This window comes from Actinomadura sp. NBRC 104425 (genome assembly GCF_030269545.1).
GTDB classification, from domain to species: domain Bacteria; phylum Actinomycetota; class Actinomycetes; order Streptosporangiales; family Streptosporangiaceae; genus Spirillospora; species Spirillospora keratinilytica.
Genome location: NZ_BSTN01000006.1, coordinates 244,879 through 259,568, shown reverse-complemented (window position 1 = coordinate 259,568; position 14,690 = coordinate 244,879). Strand labels below are relative to the sequence as shown.

Annotated in this window: 26 protein-coding genes; all 26 read left to right on the top strand. The window is 68.5% G+C overall.

The genetic code is table 11. From position 1 onward, the window contains the following. The first annotated feature begins 51 nt into the window (after nucleotides 1-51). The 26 genes from tuf (at nucleotide 52) to QSK22_RS12485 (ending at nucleotide 14,668) form a co-directional block, all read left to right on the top strand. Complete coding sequence (gene tuf, locus QSK22_RS12610; RefSeq protein WP_285494281.1) at nucleotides 52-1,245, top strand: elongation factor Tu; 1,194 nt, start codon at nucleotides 52-54, stop codon at nucleotides 1,243-1,245. Between the two features lie 105 nt (nucleotides 1,246-1,350). Further along, nucleotides 1,351-1,659 carry a 30S ribosomal protein S10 gene (rpsJ, locus tag QSK22_RS12605; protein WP_018657599.1) on the top strand — a complete coding sequence of 103 codons (309 nt, stop codon included), beginning with the start codon at nucleotides 1,351-1,353 and terminating at the stop codon, nucleotides 1,657-1,659. Nucleotides 1,660-1,673: 14 nt separating this feature from the next. Beyond that, nucleotides 1,674-2,324, top strand: coding sequence for a 50S ribosomal protein L3 (gene rplC / locus QSK22_RS12600; RefSeq protein WP_285494280.1), 651 nt, complete (start codon nucleotides 1,674-1,676; stop codon nucleotides 2,322-2,324). Beyond that, a complete protein-coding gene (gene rplD / locus QSK22_RS12595) occupies nucleotides 2,321-2,950 on the top strand; it encodes a 50S ribosomal protein L4 (RefSeq protein WP_285494279.1) in 630 nt (209 codons plus the stop codon). The genes rplC and rplD overlap by 4 nt, the downstream gene beginning before the upstream one ends. Then, nucleotides 2,947-3,246 (top strand): 50S ribosomal protein L23, encoded by a 300-nt coding sequence (gene rplW / locus QSK22_RS12590; RefSeq protein ID WP_067912139.1) that lies wholly within the window; start codon nucleotides 2,947-2,949, stop codon nucleotides 3,244-3,246. The genes rplD and rplW overlap by 4 nt, the downstream gene beginning before the upstream one ends. Before the next feature lie 41 nt (nucleotides 3,247-3,287). Next, nucleotides 3,288-4,121 carry a 50S ribosomal protein L2 gene (gene rplB / locus QSK22_RS12585; protein WP_285494278.1) on the top strand — a complete coding sequence of 278 codons (834 nt, stop codon included), beginning with the start codon at nucleotides 3,288-3,290 and terminating at the stop codon, nucleotides 4,119-4,121. Nucleotides 4,122-4,133: 12 nt separating this feature from the next. Beyond that, the gene (gene rpsS / locus QSK22_RS12580; RefSeq protein ID WP_067912145.1) at nucleotides 4,134-4,415 is read left to right on the top strand and encodes a 30S ribosomal protein S19; all 282 of its coding nucleotides are present in this window, start codon (nucleotides 4,134-4,136) and stop codon (nucleotides 4,413-4,415) included. 61 nt (nucleotides 4,416-4,476) lie between these two features. Next, the gene (rplV, locus tag QSK22_RS12575) at nucleotides 4,477-4,854 is read left to right on the top strand and encodes a 50S ribosomal protein L22 (RefSeq protein WP_285494277.1); all 378 of its coding nucleotides are present in this window, start codon (nucleotides 4,477-4,479) and stop codon (nucleotides 4,852-4,854) included. Next, nucleotides 4,854-5,681 (top strand): 30S ribosomal protein S3, encoded by an 828-nt coding sequence (gene rpsC / locus QSK22_RS12570; protein WP_285494276.1) that lies wholly within the window; start codon nucleotides 4,854-4,856, stop codon nucleotides 5,679-5,681. The genes rplV and rpsC overlap by 1 nt, the downstream gene beginning before the upstream one ends. A gap of 6 nt (nucleotides 5,682-5,687) precedes the next feature. Then, nucleotides 5,688-6,107 (top strand): 50S ribosomal protein L16, encoded by a 420-nt coding sequence (gene rplP / locus QSK22_RS12565; protein WP_285494275.1) that lies wholly within the window; start codon nucleotides 5,688-5,690, stop codon nucleotides 6,105-6,107. Then, on the top strand, nucleotides 6,107-6,364 hold the full coding sequence (gene rpmC / locus QSK22_RS12560) for a 50S ribosomal protein L29 (protein WP_285494274.1): 258 nt from the start codon (nucleotides 6,107-6,109) through the stop codon (nucleotides 6,362-6,364). Before rplP ends, rpmC begins: the two co-directional genes overlap by 1 nt. Then, nucleotides 6,357-6,635, top strand: a complete 279-nt coding sequence (gene rpsQ, locus QSK22_RS12555; protein WP_285494273.1) for a 30S ribosomal protein S17 — start codon at nucleotides 6,357-6,359, stop codon at nucleotides 6,633-6,635. The genes rpmC and rpsQ overlap by 8 nt, the downstream gene beginning before the upstream one ends. 85 nt (nucleotides 6,636-6,720) lie before the next feature. Then, nucleotides 6,721-7,089, top strand: a complete 369-nt coding sequence (gene rplN, locus QSK22_RS12550; RefSeq protein ID WP_067912161.1) for a 50S ribosomal protein L14 — start codon at nucleotides 6,721-6,723, stop codon at nucleotides 7,087-7,089. Further along, on the top strand, nucleotides 7,089-7,397 hold the full coding sequence (gene rplX, locus QSK22_RS12545; RefSeq protein WP_285494272.1) for a 50S ribosomal protein L24: 309 nt from the start codon (nucleotides 7,089-7,091) through the stop codon (nucleotides 7,395-7,397). Before rplN ends, rplX begins: the two co-directional genes overlap by 1 nt. Before the next feature lie 5 nt (nucleotides 7,398-7,402). Beyond that, complete coding sequence (gene rplE, locus QSK22_RS12540; protein WP_285494271.1) at nucleotides 7,403-7,978, top strand: 50S ribosomal protein L5; 576 nt, start codon at nucleotides 7,403-7,405, stop codon at nucleotides 7,976-7,978. A 52-nt stretch (nucleotides 7,979-8,030) separates the two neighbouring features. Then, a complete protein-coding gene (locus tag QSK22_RS12535) occupies nucleotides 8,031-8,216 on the top strand; it encodes a type Z 30S ribosomal protein S14 (protein ID WP_285494270.1) in 186 nt (61 codons plus the stop codon). Between the two features lie 106 nt (nucleotides 8,217-8,322). Continuing rightward, complete coding sequence (gene rpsH, locus QSK22_RS12530; RefSeq protein ID WP_285494269.1) at nucleotides 8,323-8,721, top strand: 30S ribosomal protein S8; 399 nt, start codon at nucleotides 8,323-8,325, stop codon at nucleotides 8,719-8,721. Between the two features lie 14 nt (nucleotides 8,722-8,735). Then, on the top strand, nucleotides 8,736-9,272 hold the full coding sequence (gene rplF, locus QSK22_RS12525) for a 50S ribosomal protein L6 (protein ID WP_285494268.1): 537 nt from the start codon (nucleotides 8,736-8,738) through the stop codon (nucleotides 9,270-9,272). Nucleotides 9,273-9,274: 2 nt separating this feature from the next. Continuing rightward, nucleotides 9,275-9,661, top strand: coding sequence for a 50S ribosomal protein L18 (rplR, locus tag QSK22_RS12520; RefSeq protein ID WP_285494267.1), 387 nt, complete (start codon nucleotides 9,275-9,277; stop codon nucleotides 9,659-9,661). 43 nt (nucleotides 9,662-9,704) lie between these two features. Next, the gene (gene rpsE, locus QSK22_RS12515) at nucleotides 9,705-10,325 is read left to right on the top strand and encodes a 30S ribosomal protein S5 (RefSeq protein WP_378270532.1); all 621 of its coding nucleotides are present in this window, start codon (nucleotides 9,705-9,707) and stop codon (nucleotides 10,323-10,325) included. Further along, nucleotides 10,325-10,507, top strand: coding sequence for a 50S ribosomal protein L30 (rpmD, locus tag QSK22_RS12510; protein WP_285494266.1), 183 nt, complete (start codon nucleotides 10,325-10,327; stop codon nucleotides 10,505-10,507). The genes rpsE and rpmD overlap by 1 nt, the downstream gene beginning before the upstream one ends. 2 nt (nucleotides 10,508-10,509) lie before the next feature. Further along, nucleotides 10,510-10,992 (top strand): 50S ribosomal protein L15, encoded by a 483-nt coding sequence (gene rplO, locus QSK22_RS12505; protein ID WP_285494265.1) that lies wholly within the window; start codon nucleotides 10,510-10,512, stop codon nucleotides 10,990-10,992. A gap of 253 nt (nucleotides 10,993-11,245) precedes the next feature. After that, nucleotides 11,246-12,553: a preprotein translocase subunit SecY gene (gene secY, locus QSK22_RS12500; RefSeq protein ID WP_285494360.1), complete on the top strand. Its 1,308-nt coding sequence runs from the start codon at nucleotides 11,246-11,248 to the stop codon at nucleotides 12,551-12,553. Continuing rightward, on the top strand, nucleotides 12,553-13,203 hold the full coding sequence (locus QSK22_RS12495) for an adenylate kinase (protein WP_285494264.1): 651 nt from the start codon (nucleotides 12,553-12,555) through the stop codon (nucleotides 13,201-13,203). Before secY ends, QSK22_RS12495 begins: the two co-directional genes overlap by 1 nt. Nucleotides 13,204-13,397: 194 nt before the next feature. Beyond that, nucleotides 13,398-14,219, top strand: coding sequence for a type I methionyl aminopeptidase (gene map / locus QSK22_RS12490; RefSeq protein WP_285494263.1), 822 nt, complete (start codon nucleotides 13,398-13,400; stop codon nucleotides 14,217-14,219). Nucleotides 14,220-14,239: 20 nt separating this feature from the next. Beyond that, nucleotides 14,240-14,668: a DUF1707 SHOCT-like domain-containing protein gene (locus QSK22_RS12485; RefSeq protein ID WP_285494262.1), complete on the top strand. Its 429-nt coding sequence runs from the start codon at nucleotides 14,240-14,242 to the stop codon at nucleotides 14,666-14,668. The last annotated feature ends 22 nt before the right edge of the window (nucleotides 14,669-14,690 follow it).

Here is a 14,690-nt window from a genome sequence, read left to right as displayed (position 1 = left end):
AGCATCAGGCGGCCGGTCCAGCCGGCCGACGATCGCAACAAGGAGCAACCAGTGGCGAAGGCCAAGTTCGAGCGGACCAAGCCGCACGTAAACATCGGCACCATCGGGCACATCGACCACGGTAAGACCACCCTTACCGCGGCGATCACCAAGGTGCTGCACGACGAGTACCCCGACCTCAACCCGTTCACGCCCTTCGAGGACATCGACAAGGCCCCCGAGGAGCGCGAGCGCGGTATCACCATCTCCATCGCGCACGTCGAGTACCAGACCGAGGCTCGGCACTACGCGCACGTGGACTGCCCGGGTCACGCGGACTACATCAAGAACATGATCACCGGTGCCGCCCAGATGGACGGCGCGATCCTGGTCGTGGCCGCCACCGACGGCCCGATGCCGCAGACCAAGGAGCACGTGCTGCTGGCCCGCCAGGTCGGCGTGCCCTACATCGTCGTCGCCCTGAACAAGTGCGACATGGTCGACGACGAGGAGATCCTGGAGCTGGTCGAGCTCGAGGTCCGCGAGCTGCTCAGCGAGTACGAGTTCCCCGGCGACGAGGTTCCGGTCGTCCGCGTCTCGGCCTTCCAGGCCCTGCAGGGCGACGCCAAGTGGGCCGAGTCCATCAAGGAGCTCATGAAGGCCGTGGACGAGAACGTCCCCGAGCCGCAGCGCGACACCGACAAGCCGTTCCTGATGCCGATCGAGGACGTCTTCTCGATCACCGGCCGCGGCACCGTGGTGACCGGCCGCATCGAGCGTGGCGTGATCAACGTCAACGAGGAAGTCGAGATCATCGGCATCAAGGAGGAGTCGCTCAAGACGACCGTCACCGGCGTCGAGATGTTCCGCAAGCTCCTCGACCAGGGCCAGGCGGGCGACAACGTCGGCCTCCTGCTGCGCGGTGTCAAGCGCGAGGAGGTGGAGCGCGGCCAGTGTGTCATCAAGCCGGGCACCAACACCCCGCACACCGAGTTCGAGGCGCAGGTCTACATCCTGTCCAAGGACGAGGGTGGCCGGCACACGCCGTTCTTCAACAACTACCGTCCGCAGTTCTACTTCCGGACCACGGACGTGACCGGCGTCGTCAACCTGCCCGAGGGCACCGAGATGGTCATGCCGGGCGACAACACCGAGATGCGCGTCGAGCTGATCCAGCCCGTCGCCATGGAGGAGGGCCTGAAGTTCGCCATCCGTGAGGGTGGCCGGACCGTGGGCGCGGGTCGCGTCACCAAGGTCATCAAGTAACACCTCTCGTCGACGCGGCGGCCCGGCCGCCAGAACCACTGGCCGGGCCGCCGCGTCGCGATCGAACACCCAGCGGCACTACCAGCAAAGGACACCGAGGCCACCATGGCGGGACAGAAGATCCGCATCCGGCTCAAGGCCTACGACCACGAGGTCATCGACACCTCCGCGAAGAAGATCGTTGAGACGGTGACGCGGACGGGCGCCAAGGTCGCGGGCCCGGTGCCGCTGCCGACCGAGAAGAACGTGTACTGCGTCATCCGCTCGCCGCACAAGTACAAGGACTCGCGCGAGCACTTCGAGATGCGCACGCACAAGCGGCTGATCGACATCATCGATCCCACGCCCAAGACGGTCGACTCGCTCATGCGGCTCGACCTTCCGGCCGGCGTTGACATCGAGATCAAGCTCTGAGGGACGCACCGAAGATGAGTAGGAACAGGAAGGGCGTCCTGGGCGAGAAGCTCGGCATGACCCAGGTCTTCGACGATGAGGGCCGGATCGTTCCGGTGACCGTCGTCCAGGCCGGGCCGTGCGTCGTCACCCAGATCCGCACCCAGGACCGCGACGGCTACAGCGCCGTGCAGCTCGGGTACGGCCAGATCGACCCGCGCAAGGTGAACAAGCCGCGCACGGGCCACTTCGAGAAGGCCGGTGTCACCCCGCGCCGCTACCTGGCCGAGATCCGGACCGATGACGCCTCCGAGTACGAACTCGGCCAGGAGATCACCGTTACGGTCTTCGAGGCCGGGCAGAAGGTCGACGTCACCGGCACCAGCAAGGGCAAGGGCACCGCTGGTGTGATGAAGCGCCACGGCTTCGGCGGCCTCGGCGCCTCGCACGGCACCCAGCGCAAGCACCGTTCGCCGGGCTCGATCGGCGGCTGTGCGACCCCCGGTCGCGTCTTCAAGGGCCTCCGCATGGCGGGGCGGCACGGCAACGCCCGGACCACCGTGCAGAACCTGACCATCCACGCCATCGACCCGGAGAAGAACCTGCTGCTCATCAAGGGCGCGGTTCCCGGCCCGAACGGCGGGCTGGTCATGGTTCGCAACGCAGTGAAGGGAGCGGGCAAGTGACCAGCAAGCTGGATGTCGACCTGCCTGCCGAGATCTTCGACGCCAAGACCAGCGTGCCGCTGATCCACCAGGTCGTGGTGGCGCAGCAGGCCGCGGCGCGGCAGGGCACCCACGCCACGAAGACCCGCGGGGACGTGCGCGGCGGCGGCAAGAAGCCGTACCGGCAGAAGGGCACCGGCCGGGCCCGTCAGGGCTCGACCCGCGCGCCGCAGTTCGCCGGCGGCGGCACCGTCCACGGGCCGCAGCCCCGCGACTACACCCAGCGGACGCCGAAGAAGATGAAGGCCGCCGCGCTGCGCGGCGCCCTGTCGGACCGGGCCCGCCACGGCCGGGTCCACGTGGTCGACCACCTGATCGAGGGCGACACGCCCAAGACCAAGACGGCGCTGGCCGCGCTGCGCGGCGTGACCGATGCGCGGCGGGTGCTGGTGGTCCTGGACCGCGAGGACGAGGTCACCTGGAAGAGCCTGCGCAACGAGCCCAGCGTCCACCTGCTGGTGTCCGACCAGCTCAACACCTACGACGTGATGGTGAACGACGACGTGGTCTTCACGAAGGCCGCCTACGACGAGTTCATCGCGCGCGCTACCAAGAAGTCCCGTGCTTCGGAGGCGGTGGCCGAATGAACAAGATCGCTGACCCTCGCGACATCATCATCGCGCCGGTCGTCTCGGAGAAGAGCTACGGGCTGCTGGACGAGAACAAGTACACCTTCATCGTCCGCCCGGACGCCAACAAGACGCAGATCAAGCAGGCCGTGGAGGAGGTGTTCAACGTCAAGGTGACGAACGTGAACACCCTCAACCGGCCGGGCAAGCGCAAGCGCACGCGGTACGGCTGGGGCAAGCGCAAGGACACCAAGCGCGCCATCGTCAGCCTCGCCGAGGGCGACCGGATCGACATCTTCGGGACCCCGGCCTGACGGCCGGGATCGCCGGAGCAGACAAGGGATGAACGAAAAAGATGGGCATCCGTAAGTACAAGCCGACGACGCCCGGCCGTCGCGGTGCGAGCGTGTCCGACTTCGTCGAGATCACGCGCACCGAGCCGGAGAAGTCGCTGCTGCGCCCGCTGCCGAAGAAGGGCGGGCGCAACAACCACGGTCGCATCACCACGCGGCACCAGGGCGGTGGGCACAAGCGCGCCTACCGGATCATCGACTTCCGGCGGGACGACAAGGACGGCATCCCGGCGAAGGTCGCGCACATCGAGTACGACCCGAACCGCACCGCCCGCATCGCGCTGCTGCACTACGTGGACGGCGAGAAGCGCTACATCCTCGCCCCGCACGGGCTCAAGCAGGGCGACCGGGTCGAGAACGGCCCGAACGCCGACATCAAGCCGGGCAACTGCCTGCCGCTGCGCAACATTCCGACCGGTACCGTCATCCACGCCATCGAGCTGCGGCCGGGCGGCGGCGCCAAGATCGCCCGCAGTGCGGGCGCGGGCGTGCAGCTGCTGGCCAAGGAGGGCAAGTACGCCACGCTGCGCATGCCCTCCGGTGAGATGCGGATGGTGGACGTGCGCTGCCGCGCCACCGTGGGCGAGGTCGGCAACGCCGAGCAGTCCAACATCAACTGGGGCAAGGCGGGCCGCATGCGCTGGAAGGGCCGGCGCCCGACCGTCCGCGGTGTGGCCATGAACCCGATCGACCACCCGCACGGTGGTGGTGAGGGCAAGACCTCCGGCGGTCGGCACCCGGTCAACCCCAAGGGCAAGAAGGAAGGCCGCACCCGCCGGGCCAACAAGCCCAGCGACCGGCTGATCGTCCGTCGGCGCACGAAGAAGAAGCGGTAGGAGTCGCTCGTCATGCCACGTAGCCTTAAGAAGGGCCCCTTCGTGGACGACCACCTTCTGAAGAAGGTGGAGGAGCAGAACGAGAAGGGGACCAAGAACGTCATCAAGACGTGGTCGCGGCGCTCCATGATCATTCCCGAGATGATCGGGCACACGATCGCGGTGCACGACGGCCGCAAGCACGTCCCGGTGTTCATCACCGAGGCCATGGTGGGGCACAAGCTCGGCGAGTTCGCGCCGACGCGCACGTTCCGCAGCCACGTCAAGGAAGACCGCCGCAGCCGTCGCGGCTGAGCAGGCAGAGGGTCTCGCCCGTCGCGGCGGGCGAGGATCGCAACACGGAGAGGAACTAGCGATGGAAGCCAGGGCCCAGGCGCGGTACATCCGCGTCACGCCCAGGAAGGCCCGCCGCGTGGTGGACCTCATCCGCGGCCTGCCGGCCACGGAGGCTCAGGCGGTGCTGCGGTTCGCCCCCCAGGCTGCGAGTGAGCCGGTGGGCAAGGTGCTGGCGAGCGCCATCGCCAACGCCGAGCACAACTTCAAGCTCGACACCGACACGTTGGTCGTGAGCCGCGCGTGGGTGGACGAGGGGCCGACGCTGAAGCGGTTCCGGCCCCGCGCCCAGGGCCGGGCTTACCGCATCAACAAGCGCACGAGCCACATCACCGTGGTGCTGGAGTCGCGCGAGGAGGCTTCGGCGGGCGGCGGCAGGAAGCAGAGGAGGGCCCGGTAGTGGGTCAGAAAATCAACCCGCACGGGTTCCGGCTCGGCGTCACCACCGACCACAAGAGCGTCTGGTTCGCCGACAAGCTCTACAAGGACTACGTCAAGGAAGACGTCCAGATCCGGCGCATGCTCAACAAGGGCATGGACCGGGCGGGCATCTCCAAGGTGGAGATCGAGCGGACCCGTGACCGTGTCGAGGTCAACATCCACACCGCCCGGCCGGGCATCGTCATCGGCCGCCGCGGCGCGGAGGCCGAGCGGCTGCGCGGCGACCTGGAGAAGCTGACCGGCAAGCAGGTGCGGCTGAACATCCTCGAGGTCAAGAACCCCGAGGTGGACGCGCAGCTGGTCGCGCAGGGCGTGGCCGAGCAGCTGTCCAGCCGGGTGGCGTTCCGCCGCGCGATGCGCAAGGCGATCCAGTCGGCGATGAAGTCCGGCGCCAAGGGCATCAAGGTGCAGTGCTCCGGCCGCCTCGGCGGCGCGGAGATGTCGCGGTCGGAGTTCTACCGCGAGGGCCAGGTGCCGCTGCACACGCTGCGCGCCGACATCGACTACGGGTTCTACGAGGCCCGTACGACGTTCGGCCGCATCGGCGTCAAGGTGTGGATCTACAAGGGCGAGGCCGCGCAGACCCGCCTTGAGCGCGAGCAGCAGGCCGCCCAGCAGCGGGCGGCCGGCGGCCGGGAGCGTCGCGGCGAGCGCCGCGGGCGCGGCGGCCGGGGCCGCGGCGGCGGCCAGGGCCAGGGCGGCGGCGACCGCGCGCCCAAGCAGCAGCAGAGCCAGGAGCAGTCGGCGTCGGCCGCCGAGTCCGCTCCCAGCGGTGAGGGGAGCTGATCGACCATGCTGATCCCCCGGAAGGTGAAGCACCGCAAGCAGCACCACCCCAAGCGCAAGGGGATGGCCAAGGGCGGCACCAAGGTGACGTTCGGCGAGTGGGGCATCCAGGCCGTCGAGGGGTCGTACGTCACCAACCGGCAGATCGAGGCCGCACGTATCGCCATGACCCGGCACATCCGGCGTGGCGGCAAGGTGTGGATCAACATCTTCCCGGACCGTCCGCTGACCAAGAAGCCCGCCGAGACCCGGATGGGTTCCGGTAAGGGCTCGGTCGAGTGGTGGGTGGCCAACGTCAAGCCGGGCCGGGTGATGTTCGAGATCTCCTACCCGAACGAGCAGGTGGCCCGGGAGGCGCTGCAGCGCGCCATCCACAAGCTGCCGATGAAGTGCAAGATCGTGAAGCGAGAGGTCGGTGAGGGCTGATGGCCAAGGGTCTTACCGCCGAAGAGCTGCGCGCAGAGCCCCAGGATGAGCTGGTCAAGAAGCTCAAGGAGGCCAAGGAGGAGCTCTTCAACCTCCGCTTCCAGGCGGCCACCGGCCAGCTGGAGAGCCACGGGCGGCTGCGCACCGTCAAGCGTGAGATCGCCCGCATCTACACCGTGATGCGGGAGCGTGAGCTCGGCATCGTCACGGTCGCCGAAGAGACGGAGTCCGCGGAGGGCAAGGGCGACGATGACTGAAACCACGACTGGGCAGGCGCAGCGCGGCACCCGCAAGGTGCTGGAGGGGCTTGTGGTCAGCGACAAGATGGACAAGACCGTGGTCGTGTCCGTCGAGGACCGCGTCAAGCACCCCAAGTACCACAAGGTGATCCGGCGCACGAAGAAGTACAAGGCGCACGACGAGGCCAACGCGTGCGGCGTCGGCGACCGCGTCCGCCTCATGGAGACCCGCCCGCTGTCGGCGACCAAGCGCTGGCGCGTGGTGGAGATCCTCGAAAAGGCCAAGTGATCGAGGCCAGGTAAACCCATTGGTTCCGCCAGGCTCCTCCAGGCCCGGCCCTGGAGGAGAACCGGTGTGACGAACAGGAGTTGACGTGATCCAGCAGGAGTCGCGACTCAAGGTCGCCGACAACACGGGTGCCAAGGAGATCCTTTGCATCCGGGTGCTCGGCGGCTCGGGTCGGCGCTACGCGGGAGTCGGCGACGTCATCGTCGCGACGGTGAAGGATGCCCTTCCCGGCGCGGGCGTGAAGAAGGGCGACGTCGTCAAGGCGGTCGTCGTGCGCACCCGCAAGGAGCGCCGGCGCCCGGACGGCTCCTACATCCGCTTCGACGAGAACGCGGCCGTGCTCATCCGGGACGGCGGCGACCCCCGCGGCACCCGTATCTTCGGCCCCGTGGGCCGCGAACTGCGCGAGAAGAAGTTCATGCGGATCATCTCGCTCGCGCCGGAGGTGCTGTGATGAAGATCAGGAAGGGCGACGAGGTCATCGTCATCGCCGGCAAGGACAAGGGCGCGACCGGCAAGGTCCTGCGCGTCCTCCCGCGCGAGGAGCGCGTCGTCGTCGAGGGCGTCAACCTCATCACCAAGAACGTCAAGGCCGACCAGGCGCGTCCGGGCAAGCAGACCGGCCGTGTGACGGTCGAGGCGCCGCTGCACGTCAGCAATGTCGCGCTCGTCGAGGACGGCAAGCCGGTCCGGGTCGGGTACCGCATCAAGGAAGACGGCACGAAGGTCCGGATCTCGCGCCGCAGCGGTAAGGAGATCTGATTTCGATGACCGAGACCGTTACCGAGCGGCCCGTGCCGAAGCCGCGGCTGAAGCTGCGCTACCGGGACGAGATCGCCCCGGCGATGCGCGAGCGCTTCGGCTACAAGAACGTGATGCAGATCCCCACGCTGACCAAGATCACGGTCAACATGGGGGTCGGCGAGGCGGCCCGCGACGCCAAGGTGATCGAGGGCGCGATCCGCGACCTGTCCCTGATCACCGGGCAGAAGCCGAGGGTGAACCGGGCGCGCAAGTCCATCGCGCAGTTCAAGCTGCGCGAGGGCATGCCGATCGGCGCGCACTGCACGCTGCGCGGCGACCGGATGTGGGAGTTCCTCGACCGTCTGCTGACGCTGGCGCTGCCCCGCATCCGCGACTTCCGCGGGCTGTCGCCCAAGCAGTTCGACGGCAACGGCAACTACACGTTCGGGCTCACCGAGCAGGTCATGTTCCACGAGGTCGACCCCGACAAGGTGGACCGGCAGCGGGGCATGGACATCACCATCGTGACCACCGCCACGACCGACGAGGAGGGCCGCGAGCTGCTCAAGCTCCTGGGCTTCCCCTTCAAGGAAGCCTGAGCTTCCTGGCAGCCGGGGATCCGGCTGAGGATCGCGACAAGGAGAGCTGAGGATGGCGAAGAAGGCACTGATCGCCAAGGCGGCCCGCCGGCCCAAGTTCAAGGTGCGTGCGTACACCCGGTGCTCGCGCTGCGGACGGCCGCGTTCGGTCTACCGGAAGTTCGGCCTGTGCCGGGTCTGCTTCCGGGAGATGGCGCACCGGGGCGAGCTGCCCGGCATCACCAAGTCCAGCTGGTGACGATCACCAGCCAGTAATAACCACCGGGCGCCCGCGGCAGCGCGGGTGCCCACGACCACGCCAAAGGTCCGTGGAGGAAACCGTGGCGAGGGAGGGCCACTAGGCCATGACGATGACCGACCCGATCGCAGACATGCTGACGCGTCTGCGCAACGCGAATGCGGCTTACCACGACACCGTGGCGATGCCGTACTCGAAGATCAAGGCGCACATCGCCGAGATCCTGCAGCAGGAGGGCTACATCTCCGGCTGGCAGGTGGAGGACGCCGAGGTCGGCAAGAAGCTCGTGATCGAGCTGAAGTTCGGCCCGACCCGGGAGCGTTCGATCGCCGGCATCAAGCGGGTGTCCAAGCCGGGTCTGCGGGTGTACGCCAAGAAGGACAACCTGCCCAAGGTCCTGGGCGGCCTGGGCGTCGCGATCATCTCGACGTCCTCGGGTCTGATGACCGACCGGCAGGCGGCTAAGCGCGGCGTGGGCGGCGAAGTCCTCGCCTACGTCTGGTGAGGGGGTTGTAGGACATGTCGCGTATCGGACGACTCCCCATCACCGTGCCCAGCGGCGTCGAGGTCAGGATCGACGGCCGGGAGGTCACCGTCAAGGGGCCCAAGGGTGAGCTGCGGCACACCGTCGCCGAGCCCATCGAGGTGAAGCTGGAGGACGGCAAGGTCACCGTGACCCGGCCGAACGACATCAACACCGTCCGGGGGCTGCACGGCCTGACCCGCACGCTGATCAACAACATGGTGATCGGCGTGACCGAGGGGTACCGCAAGACCCTGGTCATCCAGGGCGTGGGTTACCGGGTGCAGCAGAAGGGCAAGGACCTGGAGTTCTCCCTGGGCTACAGCCACCCGATCAACGTGTCGCCGCCGGAGGGCATCACCTTCCGCGTCGAGAAGCCGACCCAGCTGGTCGTCGAGGGCATCGACAAGCAGAAGGTCGGCGAGGTCGCCGCCAACATCCGCAAGCTGCGCAAGCCCGACCCGTACAAGGGCAAGGGCGTGCGGTACGAGGGCGAGCAGATCCGCCGCAAGGTCGGAAAGGCTGGTAAGTGATCATGGCGGGCACCAAGACCCTGGCCAGGAAGAACACCTCGGCGCGGGTGAAGGCCCGGCGGCGCCGGCACCTGCGGGTCCGCAAGAAGGTCTACGGCACCGCCGAGCGGCCTCGCCTCGTCGTGACCCGCTCCAACCTGCACATCCGGGCGCAGGTGATCGACGACGACCGGGGGCACACCCTGGTGTCGGCGTCCAGCATGGAGGCCGAGCTGCGCGCCGACTCCGGCGACAAGACCGCCAAGGCCCGCAAGGTGGGCGAGCTGGTCGCCGCCCGTGCCAAGCAGGCCGGGATCAGCGTCGTGGTCTTCGACCGCGGCGGCAACAAGTACCACGGCCGCATCGCCGCCCTGGCGGACGGTGCGCGCGAGGGCGGGCTGGAGTTCTGAGACTCATGGCCCACGAACCGCAAGACGAGAAGAGGTACCACTGATGGCAGCGCAGAGGCGCGGTGGCGGTCAGGGTGGCGACCGTCGCGACGGCCGCCGCGACGACCGCCGCGGTGGCGCCGACAAGGGCCAGTCGTACATCGAGAAGGTCGTGGCGATCAACCGGGTCGCCAAGGTCGTCAAGGGCGGCCGGCGCTTCAGCTTCACCGCTCTGGTGATCGTCGGTGACGGCAACGGCACGGTCGGCGTCGGATACGGCAAGGCCAAGGAGGTGCCCGCGGCGATCGCCAAGGGCGTCGAGGAGGCCAAGAAGCACTTCTTCAAGGTGCCGCGCATCCAGGGCACCATTCCGCACCTGGTGCAGGCGCGGGACGCGGCGGGCGAGGTCCTGCTGCGGCCGGCCAGCCCCGGTACCGGCGTGATCGCCGGCGGCCCGGTGCGCGCGGTGCTGGAGTGCGCGGGCATCCACGACGTGCTGAGCAAGTCGCTGGGCAGCGACAACGCGATCAACATCGTGCACGCCACGATCGCCGGGCTCAAGCAGCTCAAGCGGCCCGAGGAGATCGCGGCCAAGCGCGGGCTGCCGCTGGAGGACGTGGCCCCGGCCGCCATGCTGCGGGCGCGCGCCGCCGGCAGCGAGCCGCGGGCGGAGGTGGCGTCGTAATGGCCCAGCTGAAGATCACCCAGATCAAGTCGGTGATCAGCGAGAAGCAGAACCAGCGTGACACGCTGCGCACGCTCGGTCTGAAGAAGATCGGGCAGAGCGTGGTCCGGGAGGACTCCCGGCAGCTGCGCGGCATGATCCGGACGGTGAACCACCTGGTCGCCGTCGAGGAGGTCGACTGACCATGGCGACCGATCTGAGCAAGGACTCGGCCGGCGCCGAGGGCGCTCCGCTCAAGCTGCACGACCTGCGTCCGGCGCCGGGCGCCAACCGCCGCAAGATCCGCAAGGGCCGCGGCGAGGCGTCCAAGGGCAAGACCGCCGGCCGCGGTACCAAGGGCACCAAGGCCCGCGACACCGTGCCGGTCGGGTTCGAGGGCGGCCAGATGCCGCTGATCCGCCGGGTGCCGAAGCTCAAGGGCTTCAAGAACCCGAACCGGGTCGAGTACCAGGTGGTCAACCTGGACAAGCTGGCCGAGCTGTACCCGCAGGGCGGCGAGGTGACCGCCGAGGACCTGGCGGCGCGGGGCGCGGTGCGCCGCGGCCGTCCGGTCAAGGTGCTCGGCGACGGCGACATCTCCGTGGCCGTCCAGGTCCGGGCGCACGCCTTCTCCGCCTCGGCCAAGCAGAAGATCGAGGCGGCCGGCGGGTCGGCCGAGACGCTGTAAAGAAGGACACCGGCACAGTGACACCGGGGCCGTTGGCGATGCGGCCGAACATTCCGCGGGGGGAGCGCCCTCCGCGGACCCCCGGCCTCCGGGGCGGGGGCGACCTTCGGGTCGGTGTGGTCGGCGCCACGGCCCCGGTGTCGCGTCCTGTTAGAGTCAGGGCGACGGCGGTGGTATCTTTCGGCGTCCGCCGTCTAGGACCTGTAACCGGCCCCTCGGCGGCCATGGATACACCAGTCGCGCAGGAGGAATGGTGCTGACCGCGTTCGTTCGGGCATTTCGTACGCCTGACCTGCGTAAGAAAATACTCTTCACGCTTTTCATCATCGTGGTCTTCCGCATCGGGTCGGTACTGCCGTCCCCGGGCGTGAACACCGAGGTCCTGCGCGAGACGGCCGACCAGGCCAAGCAGAGCAACCAGCTCTACGGCCTGGTGGACCTGTTCAGCGGCGGCGCGCTGCTGAAGCTGTCGGTGTTCGCGCTGGGCATCATGCCCTACATCACCGCCAGCATCATCCTGCAGCTGCTGACCGTCGTGATCCCCAAGCTGGAGGCCCTCAAGAAGGAGGGCCAGGCCGGCACCACGAAGATCACCCAGTACACCCGGTACCTGACCGTGGGGCTGGCGATCCTGCAGGCGACCGGCATCGTGGCGATGGCCAGTACCGGGCAGCTGTTCCAGGGCACGACGACCGGCGGCGACGTCCTCTACAACAACGACCTCACCACGATCATCACGATCGTGATCTGCATGACCGCGGGCACCACGGTCATCATGTGGCTGGGCGAGCTGATCACCGACCGCGGGGTCGGCAACGGCATGTCCATCCTGATCTTCACCCAGGTGGTCGCGGTGTTCCCGGCCCAGTTCTGGGCGATCTACCAGGGCCAGCCGGAGGACCGCCGGGTCTTCGTGTTCTCCCTGGTGATTCTGGTGGGTCTGGCGATCATGGCGGGCGTGGTGTTCGTCGAGCAGGCCCAGCGCCGGATCCCGGTGCAGTACGCCAAGCGGATGGTCGGCCGGCGGATGTACGGCGGCACGTCCACCTACATCCCGCTGAAGGTCAACCAGGCCGGCATCATCCCGGTCATCTTCGCCTCGTCGCTGCTGTACCTGCCGGTTCTGGCCACGCAGCTGTGGCCGGACACCAAGTGGCTGCAGAGCATCTCGCCCTACTTGCAGCAGGACAACCCCTGGCACATGGCGGTGTTCTTCGCCTTCATCATCTTCTTCACGTACTTCTACGTCGCCATCACCTTCAACCCCACCGAAGTGGCCGACAACATGAAGAAGTATGGTGGGTTCATCCCGGGTATTCGTCCGGGCCGGCCGACCGCCGAGTACCTCGACTATGTGCTCACCCGGATCACCACGCCCGGCGCGTTGTACCTGGGGCTCGTCGCCCTCATCCCGATGGTGGCGTTCTCGCTGTTGAACGCCACCCAGGACTTCCCCTTCGGGGGCACGAGCATCCTCATCGTCGTCGGCGTGGGACTGGATACCGTGAAGCAGATCGAAAGTCAGCTCCAGCAGCGCAACTACGAGGGCTTCCTCCGGTAGTGCGTATCGTCCTGGTGGGCCCCCCGGGCGCGGGCAAGGGGACGCAGGCCCAGTTCATCGCATCGCATCTGTCCATCCCGAAGATCTCGACAGGTGACATCTTCCGGGCGAACGTGAGCAGCGGCACCGAGCTCGGCCGCAAGGCCAAGGCGTACATGGACCGCGGCGACCTGGTTCCTGACGAGATCACCATCGCCATGGTGCGCGACCGGTTGGCGCAGGACGACGCCCGGGATGGCTTCCTGCTGGACGGCTTCCCGCGCAACGTCCCGCAGGCGGAGACGCTCAAGAAGATCCTGGCCGAGTGGGATGCCCGCCTGGACATCGTGCTGGAACTCGTGGTCGACGAGGACGAGGTGGTGCGCCGCCTGTCCGGTCGCCGCACCTGCTCGCGCTGCGGTCGCATCTGGCATGTCGACTTCGACGACAAGCAGGACGACATCTGCGACGACTGCGGCGGCGAGCTGTTCCAGCGCGACGACGACCGCGAGGAGGTCGTCCGGCACCGGCTGGAGGTGTACCAGCAGCAGACCGCGCCGCTGGTCCAGTTCTACGCCGACGAGGGCATCCTGGTCGGCATCGACGCCACCGGGCCGATCGAAGAGGTGACCAACCGGGCACTGGCGGCGCTGCGCCCGCTGGACCGGTGACCCTCCGGGGCTAGCAGCAGGCGGTTCCGGCGTACGCGCGCGTCCGTCGCAGCGGCGGCGCGCGCGTACGCTGGACGCATGCCCCCGAAGTGATCGAGGGCGGTCAAAGGGGACGGCGCCCCGGCCCCGCACCGGCGCGCCCCCACGGGCAGGAAGGCCGCGCAGGCGGCTCCGGCGCGCGGCAAGGGAGTGGCATGTTCCGATGGCGTAGGCCCGCGATCCAGATCAAGACGCCCGAGCAGGTCGAGCTGATGCGGGAGGCGGGCCTGCTGGTGGCCCGCACCCTGGAGCTGCTGCGCGAGGCGGTCAAGCCGGGCATCACCACGATGGACCTGGACGTGCTGGCCGAGACGCACATCCGCGACCACGGCGGGGTGCCGTCGTTCAAGGGCTACCACGGCTTCCCGGCGACGATCTGCACGTCGGTGAACGACGAGATCGTGCACGGCATCCCGCGGGCCGACAAGGTGCTGCGGGACGGCGACGTGATTTCCATCGACTGCGGTGCGATCGTGCACGGCTGGCACGGCGACTCGGCGGTGACCGTCCCGGTGGGGGAGATCTCCGCCGAGCGGCGGCGGCTGCTGGAGGTCACCGAGGCGGCCCTGTGGGCTGGTCTGGCGGCCGGAGTGGCGGGGGCGCACCTGACCGACATCTCGCACGCGATCGAGTCGCACATCCGATCTCAGGGCCGCTACGGCATCGTCGAGGGGTACGGGGGGCACGGCATCGGCACCGAGATGCACATGGACCCCCTGATCGCCAACCACGGCGAGCCGGGGCACGGGCCGGTGCTGCGGCCGGGCATGTGCTTCGCGGTCGAGCCGATGGTCAACCTGGGCGGCAAGGACACCCGGGAGCTGGCCGACGGCTGGACGGTGGTCACCGTCGACGGCAGCGTGTCGGCGCATTTCGAGCACACCTTCGCGGTGACGCCGCAGGGCCCGCGGGTGCTGACGGCCATTGACGAGGGGCGCGAGTGGCCGGCCAAGCCGGCGGGTAGTAGTACTTCTTGAGAAGACGTGAAGGGGCTGGCATGCCGCCGAACCCTGACATCCGCGCCTCCGACGCCGACCGCGACCGGGTGGCCGAGCTGCTGCGCGAGCACTGTGCACAGGGCCGCATCACCGTGGACGAGCTGAACGAGCGGCTGGAGACCGTCTACGCGTCCAAGACGCTGGGGCAGCTGCAGGAGGTCACCGCGGACCTGCCCGAGGAGGACCTGTACGAGCTGCCCGTCCCCGAGTCGCAGCGCGCCACCGTGGAGCCCGTGCGCGCTTCGGGCGTCCTGGAGCGGCACGGCCGGGAGGCATGGGGTGCGTGGGCCGCCGTCAGCGGGATCAATCTGGCGATCTGGCTGCTGCTGGCGGTCACCGGCACCATGGTCTACCCGTGGTGGATCTGGGTGGCGGGGCCGTGGGGCGCGGTGCTGCTCCTCATCACGGTGCTGGGGCGGCGGCGCTGAGCCCGCGCCCGAGGCAGTCGTC

What these genes read in the sequence shown, in the direction of transcription:
- rplV (WP_285494277.1), top strand. Translation starts at nt 4,477, where the DNA reads ATGGAAGCCAGGGCCCAGGCGCGGTACATCCGCGTCACGCCCAGGAAG.
- rplE (WP_285494271.1), top strand. Translation starts at nt 7,403, where the DNA reads ATGACCGAGACCGTTACCGAGCGGCCCGTGCCGAAGCCGCGGCTGAAG.
- map (WP_285494263.1), top strand. Translation starts at nt 13,398, where the DNA reads ATGTTCCGATGGCGTAGGCCCGCGATCCAGATCAAGACGCCCGAGCAG.
- rplW (WP_067912139.1), top strand. Translation starts at nt 2,947, where the DNA reads ATGAACAAGATCGCTGACCCTCGCGACATCATCATCGCGCCGGTCGTC.
- rpmC (WP_285494274.1), top strand. Translation starts at nt 6,107, where the DNA reads ATGGCCAAGGGTCTTACCGCCGAAGAGCTGCGCGCAGAGCCCCAGGAT.
- rpsQ (WP_285494273.1), top strand. Translation starts at nt 6,357, where the DNA reads ATGACTGAAACCACGACTGGGCAGGCGCAGCGCGGCACCCGCAAGGTG.
- rplF (WP_285494268.1), top strand. Translation starts at nt 8,736, where the DNA reads ATGTCGCGTATCGGACGACTCCCCATCACCGTGCCCAGCGGCGTCGAG.
- QSK22_RS12485 (WP_285494262.1), top strand. Translation starts at nt 14,240, where the DNA reads ATGCCGCCGAACCCTGACATCCGCGCCTCCGACGCCGACCGCGACCGG.
- rpmD (WP_285494266.1), top strand. Translation starts at nt 10,325, where the DNA reads ATGGCCCAGCTGAAGATCACCCAGATCAAGTCGGTGATCAGCGAGAAG.
- rplR (WP_285494267.1), top strand. Translation starts at nt 9,275, where the DNA reads ATGGCGGGCACCAAGACCCTGGCCAGGAAGAACACCTCGGCGCGGGTG.
- rpsE (WP_378270532.1), top strand. Translation starts at nt 9,705, where the DNA reads ATGGCAGCGCAGAGGCGCGGTGGCGGTCAGGGTGGCGACCGTCGCGAC.
- rpsJ (WP_018657599.1), top strand. Translation starts at nt 1,351, where the DNA reads ATGGCGGGACAGAAGATCCGCATCCGGCTCAAGGCCTACGACCACGAG.
- rplB (WP_285494278.1), top strand. Translation starts at nt 3,288, where the DNA reads ATGGGCATCCGTAAGTACAAGCCGACGACGCCCGGCCGTCGCGGTGCG.
- rplC (WP_285494280.1), top strand. Translation starts at nt 1,674, where the DNA reads ATGAGTAGGAACAGGAAGGGCGTCCTGGGCGAGAAGCTCGGCATGACC.
- rplP (WP_285494275.1), top strand. Translation starts at nt 5,688, where the DNA reads ATGCTGATCCCCCGGAAGGTGAAGCACCGCAAGCAGCACCACCCCAAG.
- rplO (WP_285494265.1), top strand. Translation starts at nt 10,510, where the DNA reads ATGGCGACCGATCTGAGCAAGGACTCGGCCGGCGCCGAGGGCGCTCCG.
- QSK22_RS12535 (WP_285494270.1), top strand. Translation starts at nt 8,031, where the DNA reads ATGGCGAAGAAGGCACTGATCGCCAAGGCGGCCCGCCGGCCCAAGTTC.
- rpsS (WP_067912145.1), top strand. Translation starts at nt 4,134, where the DNA reads ATGCCACGTAGCCTTAAGAAGGGCCCCTTCGTGGACGACCACCTTCTG.
- rplX (WP_285494272.1), top strand. Translation starts at nt 7,089, where the DNA reads ATGAAGATCAGGAAGGGCGACGAGGTCATCGTCATCGCCGGCAAGGAC.
- rpsH (WP_285494269.1), top strand. Translation starts at nt 8,323, where the DNA reads ATGACGATGACCGACCCGATCGCAGACATGCTGACGCGTCTGCGCAAC.